Here is an 8073-nt window from a genome sequence, read left to right on the forward strand (position 1 = left end):
CGTCAAAATGATTGCTTTGGGAAACTAATGATGTGTGAGGTGCGTTAAACACCAAGCGCGAGCTGGCAGTAGATGCCCCCATCTTTCGACAAAGGGGTCATCACCTGCCAGCTCGCGCTGGGGTTTGACGCGGTTTGAGTCAGTCCCCCAAGTGCGTGGGGCCGAACATCTTCAGGAGCGTTTCAACCACGACGACGTTGGGGCCGTCCGCGGCGAAGCCTTCCCGGAGCGCGTCCCCCACGTCCTCCGGGGCAACTCTGCGGGCCGGGACACCGAAAGCTTCGGCGAGCTTCACGAAGTCGGGGCGGGCGAGCTCGGTGGCCGTGGCCTTGCCGAAGGCGCCCACCATGTATTCGCGCAGGATGCCGTAGCCGCCGTCGTCGACAATCAGCCATGTGACCGGGACGTTGTGCTGCTTGGCGGTGGCCAGCTCGGAGATCGAGTACATGGAGGATCCGTCGCCGGACACAGCCAGCACCCGGCCGGGCTTGCCCACGGTTTCCAGCCCCACGGCACCGCCGATCGCGGCCGGGAAGCCGTAGCCGAGCCCGCCCGCGCCCTGGGCCGAGTGGAACTGGCCCTCGCGGGAATCCCAGCAGCTCCATCCCCAGTAGGCCGAGATGGTCATGTCCCAGAAGGTCTGCATGTCAGCCGGAACCGCTTCGCGGATGTCGGCCATGAACTTCAGTTCCTTGCCGAGGTCCTGCTCTTCAAGTCGCGCCCTGACCTTGGCCAGGGACTCCTTGACAAGAGCCTCGGGCGTAGCGCCGCGCCAGTCCGGTGCCGTCGCAGCCGGAGGCAACGCCTCGTCGAGCGCGGAAAGCGCCTGGCCGGCGTCGGCGCGGATGCCCAGGCCAGGCCGGTTGGACTCGAGGACCCGGGGTTCGGCGTCGATCTGGATGATGCGGCCGCGCGGTTCGAAGGTGAAGTAGTTGGACGTTACCTCGCCCAGGGAGGAACCGATGACGATCAGCACGTCGGCGTCCTCGAGGACATCCGTCATGTGGCGGTCTTCGATCCAGGACTGCAAGGACAGCTCGTGGGTCCACGGGAACGCCCCGTTGCCACCGGGAGTGCAGATGACCGGGGCACGGAGTTTCTCGGCGATCGACAGGAGCGACTTCTCGGCCCGGCCACGGCGGGTGCCGCCGCCGGCGATGATCGCCGGACGCTCCGCCGTCGAGAGCCATTTGACGGCTTCGCGGATCAGTTCCACGCGCGGCGGGTTGTCGGCCGCTTCGGCAAGGGCATCCTCCACGGGCGGGACCATGATCGGATCCAGGAGCACGTTCTGCGGAATCTCGATCCACACGGGCCCCTGCGGGGAGGAGATGGCCTCGGTCCAGGCGTCCTGGATGGCCGAAGGAATCCCGGACGCGTGCTGGATGAGGCGCTGGCTCTTGGTGACGTTCGCGGCCGAGGCCTTCTGGTCATCGAGCTGGTGGAGCATGCCCTTCCGGCGCGCACCCAGACCATCCAAGGGGATCTGGCTCGCCACGACCACCATCGGCACGCCGGTCGCATACGCTTCCTGCAAGCCGGCCAAGGATGTCAGAGCACCCGGACCCGTGGACAGGAACAGGACCCCGACCTCACCCGTGGCACGGGAATATCCGTCAGCGGCGAAGGCCGAGTTGTTCTCCACCCGGGAGGACACGAAGTGCAGATTGCCGCGGCCCATCGCGTCGAACAATCCCAGGGCGTGCTGGCCCGGGATCCCGAAGACCGTCTTCGCGCCGAGCGCCTCGAGGGTCTCGACGACGAGGTCCCCGCCGTTGCGCTGGTCCGTCACTTCGTGACCGCCGGAGCGAAGCCGGCCGGGCGCCGGGATTCCTGGCCCAGGGCCTGGGCGGCATAGCCGTTGAGCGCGCCGTGGCGGTTGCCTTCGACGGCGTTGTCGGCCATGAGGGTGACGAGCTCGTAGGCAACGTGGCTGGCTGCGACGCCGGTGATCTCGGCGTGGTCATAGGCCGGGGCGACCTCAACGATGTCTGCGCCCACGAGGTTCATGCCACGGAATCCGCGGATGATTTCGAGGAGCTCGCGGCTGGTGATGCCGCCGGCTTCGGGCGTGCCTGTACCCGGAGCGTGGGCCGGATCGAGGACGTCGATGTCCACCGAAATGTACAGCGGGCGGTTGCCGATGCGGTCCCGGATCTTGGCCACGGTTTCCAGGACGCCCTGGTAGTAGACGTCCGCCGAGGTGACGATGCCGAAGCCGAAGCGGTGGTCGTCGTCGAGGTCTTTCTTGCCGTAAAGCGGGCCGCGGGTGCCGACGTGGCTGATGGCCTCGGTGTCCAGGATGCCCTCTTCGACGGCGCGGCGGAACGGGGTGCCGTGCGTGTACTCGGCGCCGAAGTAGGTGTCCCAGGTGTCCAGGTGGGCATCGAAGTGCAGCATGGCAACGGGTTCGCCTGCGCGTTCGGCCGCGGCGCGGAGCAGCGGCAGGGCAATGGTGTGGTCGCCGCCAAGCGTGACGAGCTTGCTTCCATTGGCGGTCAGGTCGAGTGCATTCTGCTGGATGGTCTCGATGGCCTCGTTGATGTTGAACGGGTTCACCGCCATGTCGCCAGCGTCGGCGACCTGGATGTTCTCGAAGGGGCTGACATCCCAGGCCGGGTTGTACGGACGCAGCAAGCGGCTGGCCTCACGCACATGGTTGGCACCGAAGCGGGCGCCGGGGCGGTAGGAAACACCTGAGTCGAAGGGAACGCCGACCACCGTGACATCGGCCTTGGATACCTGGTCCAAGCGGGGCAGGCGGGCATAGGTGGCAGCACCGGCATAGCGCGGGATTCGGGCCGAATCAATGGGACCAAGGTTGCCGTTGGCCTCAATACGAAGCTCTTCCAAAATGCGCCACTCCTTTGTGAATAGGTGGATCGGACAGTGACTGTGACACCAATCATACACTCAAAGTTGCCTTATATGCATCACTTGTTTACGTGAAGCGCGGACCCTTCGTTCGATCACAACAAGACCGGGCCGAGCTCCCCCAGAGCCCGGCCCAGCTTGTCACCTCATGTCCCCGCCCGGGCTACTTGCTCCCGAAAGGCGTCACTTGGAAGTCTCCGAATGACACTTGATGGCCTTCCGAATCGAGCACGACGAGGCTGTCCATGCCGTTTTTCACGTCCTTGGGCAGGACGAAGGACAGCGTGTTTTGCTGCGTCGGGAAGAACCAACCCAGACGGTAGCTGCGCTTGTTCAGGTAGACGTAATACCACTGGCCGTACTCCACGTTGTGGACCGTCACGGTCTGGCCGCCGCGGTATTTGTCCGCACCGAGCCCCAAGTCCAGCGGCGGATGGGCACCGATCAACTCCTGGGAAGCCAAGGCAGGTTCCGAACCGGGCATGGCAGGCTTGACCTTCAGGGCGACGGCTTGCCTGTCCAGCTGAAGCGATGCAAGCTTGGCGCCGTTGTTCGCACTGACAGGGATGGTCGTGACCGGGAGCTGCTTGGCCGCAATGTCGGCCTCGGTCAGCGTGTAGGCGGAGGCGAGGTTGACCGACTCACCCACGGACAGGGTCGGCTTGGACAATCCAAGGGCCGCAGCCGAAAGGTCCGTCAACGCCACATTGCCCGTGTTCGTGACGGTGTAGGCGAAGGTCACCGTGTCGCCCGGACCGGCAAACCCGTCCCCGTCCACATCGTTGAACGTGGACACCACCGATCCGCTCAACTGGGGATTGCGGACCAGCAGGTCCACCTCGTCACCCGTGACGGTGTAATTCTGGGTGGCGGCGCCGGCTCCCGTTACCTGCCAGACAGTGCTCGGGACAAAGAATCCCCGTGCCGCTTCATCCGCCGTCACGGTGTGCTGCGGGGTTCCGCAGAGGTAATTGCCCCACACACCGAGGGCACTGAACCGGCAGTTGCCCGAACCCGGCGGCAGGAACGGCTGGAAGTTGCCGGACTGCGGGACAACGGATTCAGTGACGTTGCCCGTGCTGTACACCCGGAACTTGTAGGGCACTGGGCTGCCCGCCGCGTACGGGTGGCTTGCCAGGTCCCTTCCGGCGTCGTTGCGGGCACCGAAAATGTAGGCGCCCACCACGTTGCCGGCAGAACCACCCGCAACGGTCACTGATACCGGCGCTGTAATCGAGGCCCCGCCGACGTTCAACCTGGCCGTCAGGGGTACCGCACCTGCTTTGGCGTACGACGGCGCCGCGACAGTCAGCTGCACAGTCGCCGAGGCGCCCGGATCGAGGGAGGCGAGGTCCGCCGTCGTCGACGTCCAATCCTGCAAGGCGTCGAGGCTGACGGTCGACGCGGGAAGCGGCGAGCTGTCGTTGTTGGTGACGGTCACGCTGAGCTGCGCACTGCCGCCGTTCGTGACGGTGACCGCACCCGGGACAACGACGGCGGCAACCGGGCTCAGCCAGGCGGTGTCGAATTTCCCGAAGGTGATGGTGTTGTTGTCACCTTCGTACAGGACGCCGAAAGTACCGTCCGACAGGGCGCTCAGGGTGGAGTAGGACATGCTTCCGGCCTTGAAGACGCGCGAGGAGCCCCACGTCTTGCCGTCATCGGCGGAGTAGCGGACCGTGCCGTCTACGCGCGCGCCGCCGGCGGTGGGTGTGGGCGAGTTGGAGAACAGCAGCTTCTTGGCGTCCGCCGATCCCGCTGCGGCATCGGGGTACATCCGGGTGATGGAACCGTTGTTCCGCGGATCCGGGAGCTGCGTCTCCGCAACGGGCGTGCTGTAGGTGACTCCGCCGTCGGAGGAATACGCCACTTTGCGGAAGTGCGGATTGGCGCCGGTGCTGTCCCTTGAGTTCAACATGACGCGGCCGTCGGAGAGTTCCACCGTCTTGTTCTCGTCCATGCCGGTTCCGGTGGGCGTGCCCATGTTCCAGGACTTGCCGTGGTCATCGGAATAGACGCTGTAGGCCTGGATCTGGCGGCTCCCATCGGGCTGGACGATGGTTCCGGCAAACTGCTGGATGAGCCTTCCGGCATGCGCTCCGTACTTGAGCTGAATACCCTCACCCGACGAGGCGAACATGCTGACCACTCCGCCGACATTGGGAACGCCGTTGATGGTGCTCCCGTTCGGTTTGACGGTGGCGGTGATGAGCGGACCCGCAAACCCGGCGTAGGCCGAACCCGCCGGATAACTGGACGGAACGGGCAGGGTCGGCTGGTTGCCGGGGTCCGTGGACCACGTGAGTCCGCGGTCGGTGGACACGGACACTTGGGAGCTGATCACATTGGGGTCGGAATCGTCATTGCCGAGCACGCTGCCCGCGAATCCCTGGTTCTTGGAGTAGACGTGGAAGTTGAATACCGTCCCGGTGACCTTATCCACGACGTAGCTGGGATCGCTGAAACCGTATTTCTGGACGCCTGCTGAACTTAGCTGTCCCCGCGCGATGAAGGTAGGACTGCCCCACGTCTTTCCGCCGTCGGTGCTGCGCCGCTGGACGATGGAGTTGGGCGAAGGAGAATCACCCCCATCGGGACGGCCGTCGTAGGAAGCCAGGAGAACGCCGTCGCCCAAATCCGCGAGCGCGACGATCCTGTAGTACTTGCCCAGGACGGGGTCGATGGCGTTGTCGCCGTTCGAAGCGAGGACCTGCTCGACGTAGCTTCCCGGAGGGTTGGAGGGGACGTTGGGACTCGGGAACGGATCCAACGCAGCGTAGGCGGGCACAACGGTTGACGTCATGAGAGCTGCGGCAGCCGCCATGGAGACGGCGAGCCTGCTCCACGGCAGCCGCCCCCTGGCCCTGTCACTGAGTAGCGGGTTATTCATGCGTAGCCCTTTCGTATTGTTTTCACATCCAACATAGGACGTTCTATATGCTACGTGATGCCGCTCACATGCCAAATGATGTGAATGTGTCCGCCCGGAAGTGACCCCCCTCACAGGCGGCGTAAAGATTCCATAAAGACGGGCATCCCCTCCCTGCCCCGCCCGTACGCTCCATCTGGAGCAGCTTCCAGGCTGCGCGAAAGGACCATGTGACAACGCTGACCAGGCCGCCTGCCGAACCCTCTGACCGGCGCAGACCCGCGGGAGACATCAAGCAGGGGCAATTCAAGCGTTGGCTGCTTGACGGAATGCCTGAAACATCGGGAAAGCGCCAGGGTCCACACGGCAAGCCGGACGAGGACCACACGCCCCAGTCCTGGTGGAAAGTCATGTGCCTCACCGGCGTCGACTACTTCTCCACGCTCGGCTACCAGCCCGCCATTGCGGCGCTCGCGGCCGGCATCGTCTCGCCGCTGGCCACGATCGTCCTGGTCGCCGTCACCTTGCTCGGCGCCCTGCCGGTCTACCGCCGGGTCGCTTCCGAAAGCGCGCGTGGCGAAGGCTCCATCGCGATGCTCGAGCGGCTCCTCCCCCGCTGGGGCGGCAAACTCTTCGTGCTCGCCCTGCTGGGATTCGCCGCGACGGACTTCATGATCACCATGACGCTCTCCGCCGCCGACGCGAGCGCCCACGCCATCGAAAACCCCTTTGCCCCGGAATGGCTCCACGGGCAGGAAATCACCATCACCCTGGCGCTCATCGCCGGGCTTGGCGTGGTGTTCCTCCGAGGATTCAAGGAGGCCATCAACGTCGCCGTCGTTCTGGTGGGCGTCTACCTGGTGCTGAACGCCGTCGTCGTCGCGGTCGGCTTGGTGCACGTAGTGACCGAGGCACATGTGGTGACCGACTGGTGGGCCGCACTGAACCAACAGCACGGCAACCCGTTGATCATGGTGGGCATCGCGCTCCTTGTTTTCCCGAAGCTTGCGCTCGGCCTCTCAGGATTCGAAACCGGCGTCGCGGTCATGCCACAGATCAAGGGCAGCCCCAGCGACACGGAGGAAAATCCGGCGGGCCGCATCCGCGGCACCCACAAACTGCTCACGACGGCGGCGCTCATCATGAGTGCCTTCCTGGTGGCTTCCAGCTTCATCACCACATTCCTGATTCCGGCCGCCGAATTCCAGCCGGGAGGGAAGGCAGACGGACGAGCCCTCGCCTTCCTTGCGCACCAATTCCTGGGCGACGGCTTCGGCACGGTCTATGACATCAGCACCATCGCCATCCTGTGGTTTGCCGGCGCTTCTGCCATGGCCGGCTTGCTGAACCTCGTGCCGCGCTACCTGCCGCGCTTCGGCATGGCCCCGGCGTGGACCAAAGCGGTCCGCCCACTGGTCCTGGTCTTCACGGCCGTTGGCTTCATCATCACCTTGGTCTTCGAGGCGAACGTGGAGGCCCAAGGCGGCGCGTACGCCACCGGCGTCCTGGTCCTCATGACTTCGGCCTCGATAGCGGTCACCCTGTCCGCACGCCGGAAAAAGGAGAGGGGCAAGACCATCGCTTTCGGTGTGGTAGCTGTGGTCTTCGCCTACACCACAGTGGCCAATGTGGTGGAACGCCCGGACGGCATCAGGATCGCGGCACTGTTCATCCTGGGCATTGTCCTGGTCAGCTTCGCGTCGCGGGTACGCCGGTCCTTCGAACTGAGGGCTACCCACATCAAGATGGACCAGATGGCCCTCGAGTTCACGGCCTCCAACGAGGAAGGCCCCATCCGGATCATCGCGCACGAGCCCAAGCGGCTGAGCGCAGACCGGTACCAGCTGAAGCTGCAGCACGCCCAGCAGGCCAACCACTTGCCAGTGGACAGCGACGCGATTTTCATCGAGATCATCGTGGATGACAGCTCCGACTTCGAGCAGGAACTCCTCGTCCAGGGCATACGCCGTCACGGTTTCAAGATCCTCGAGATCCACAGCAACAACGTGCCCAACACGCTGGCCGCAGTGCTCCTCCACATCCGCGACGTGACGGGACTGATGCCGCACATCTATTTCCGCTGGACCGAAGGCAACCCCATCGCCAACCTGAGCAAGTTCCTCTTCTTCGGCGAGGGCGAGATCGCACCGGTGACCCGCGAAGTGCTCCGCGAAGCCGAACCGGACATCACGCGCAGGCCGTGGGTACACGTGGGCTGAACATGCCAGCGTGGGGGGGGGGGGGGGGGGGGGGGGGGGGGGGGCGGGGCCCCCGCCGGGGGGGGGGGGGGGCCGCCCGGGCCGGGGGCCCGGGCGGGGGCCGCGCGCCGC

The 8073-nt window shown here is 65.2% G+C and carries 4 protein-coding genes; 1 reads left to right on the forward strand and 3 read right to left on the reverse strand.

The features are described 5' to 3' along the window. Nucleotides 1–139 precede the first annotated feature (139 nt). From BMF89_RS05970 to BMF89_RS05980, 3 genes are all read right to left on the reverse strand, one after another. Nucleotides 140–1792, reverse strand: coding sequence for a thiamine pyrophosphate-binding protein (locus BMF89_RS05970; RefSeq protein ID WP_171983411.1), 1653 nt, complete (start codon nucleotides 1790–1792; stop codon nucleotides 140–142). After that, nucleotides 1789–2853, reverse strand: a complete 1065-nt coding sequence (gene speB, locus BMF89_RS05975; protein ID WP_078106159.1) for an agmatinase — start codon at nucleotides 2851–2853, stop codon at nucleotides 1789–1791. The genes BMF89_RS05970 and speB overlap by 4 nt, the downstream gene beginning before the upstream one ends. A 184-nt stretch (nucleotides 2854–3037) precedes the next feature. Next, entirely contained in the window at nucleotides 3038–5764 is a 2727-nt protein-coding gene (locus BMF89_RS05980; protein ID WP_078106160.1) for an exo-alpha-sialidase, read from the reverse strand. Between the two features lie 209 nt (nucleotides 5765–5973). Here BMF89_RS05980 and BMF89_RS05985 point away from each other — a divergent pair, with 209 nt between their 5' ends. Further along, nucleotides 5974–7962 carry an amino acid transporter gene (locus BMF89_RS05985; protein ID WP_078106161.1) on the forward strand — a complete coding sequence of 663 codons (1989 nt, stop codon included), beginning with the start codon at nucleotides 5974–5976 and terminating at the stop codon, nucleotides 7960–7962. Nucleotides 7963–8073 lie beyond the last annotated feature (111 nt).

Origin of the sequence: Arthrobacter sp. SRS-W-1-2016, from assembly GCF_002009585.1 — a bacterium.
Lineage (GTDB): Bacteria > Actinomycetota > Actinomycetes > Actinomycetales > Micrococcaceae > Arthrobacter > Arthrobacter bambusae_A.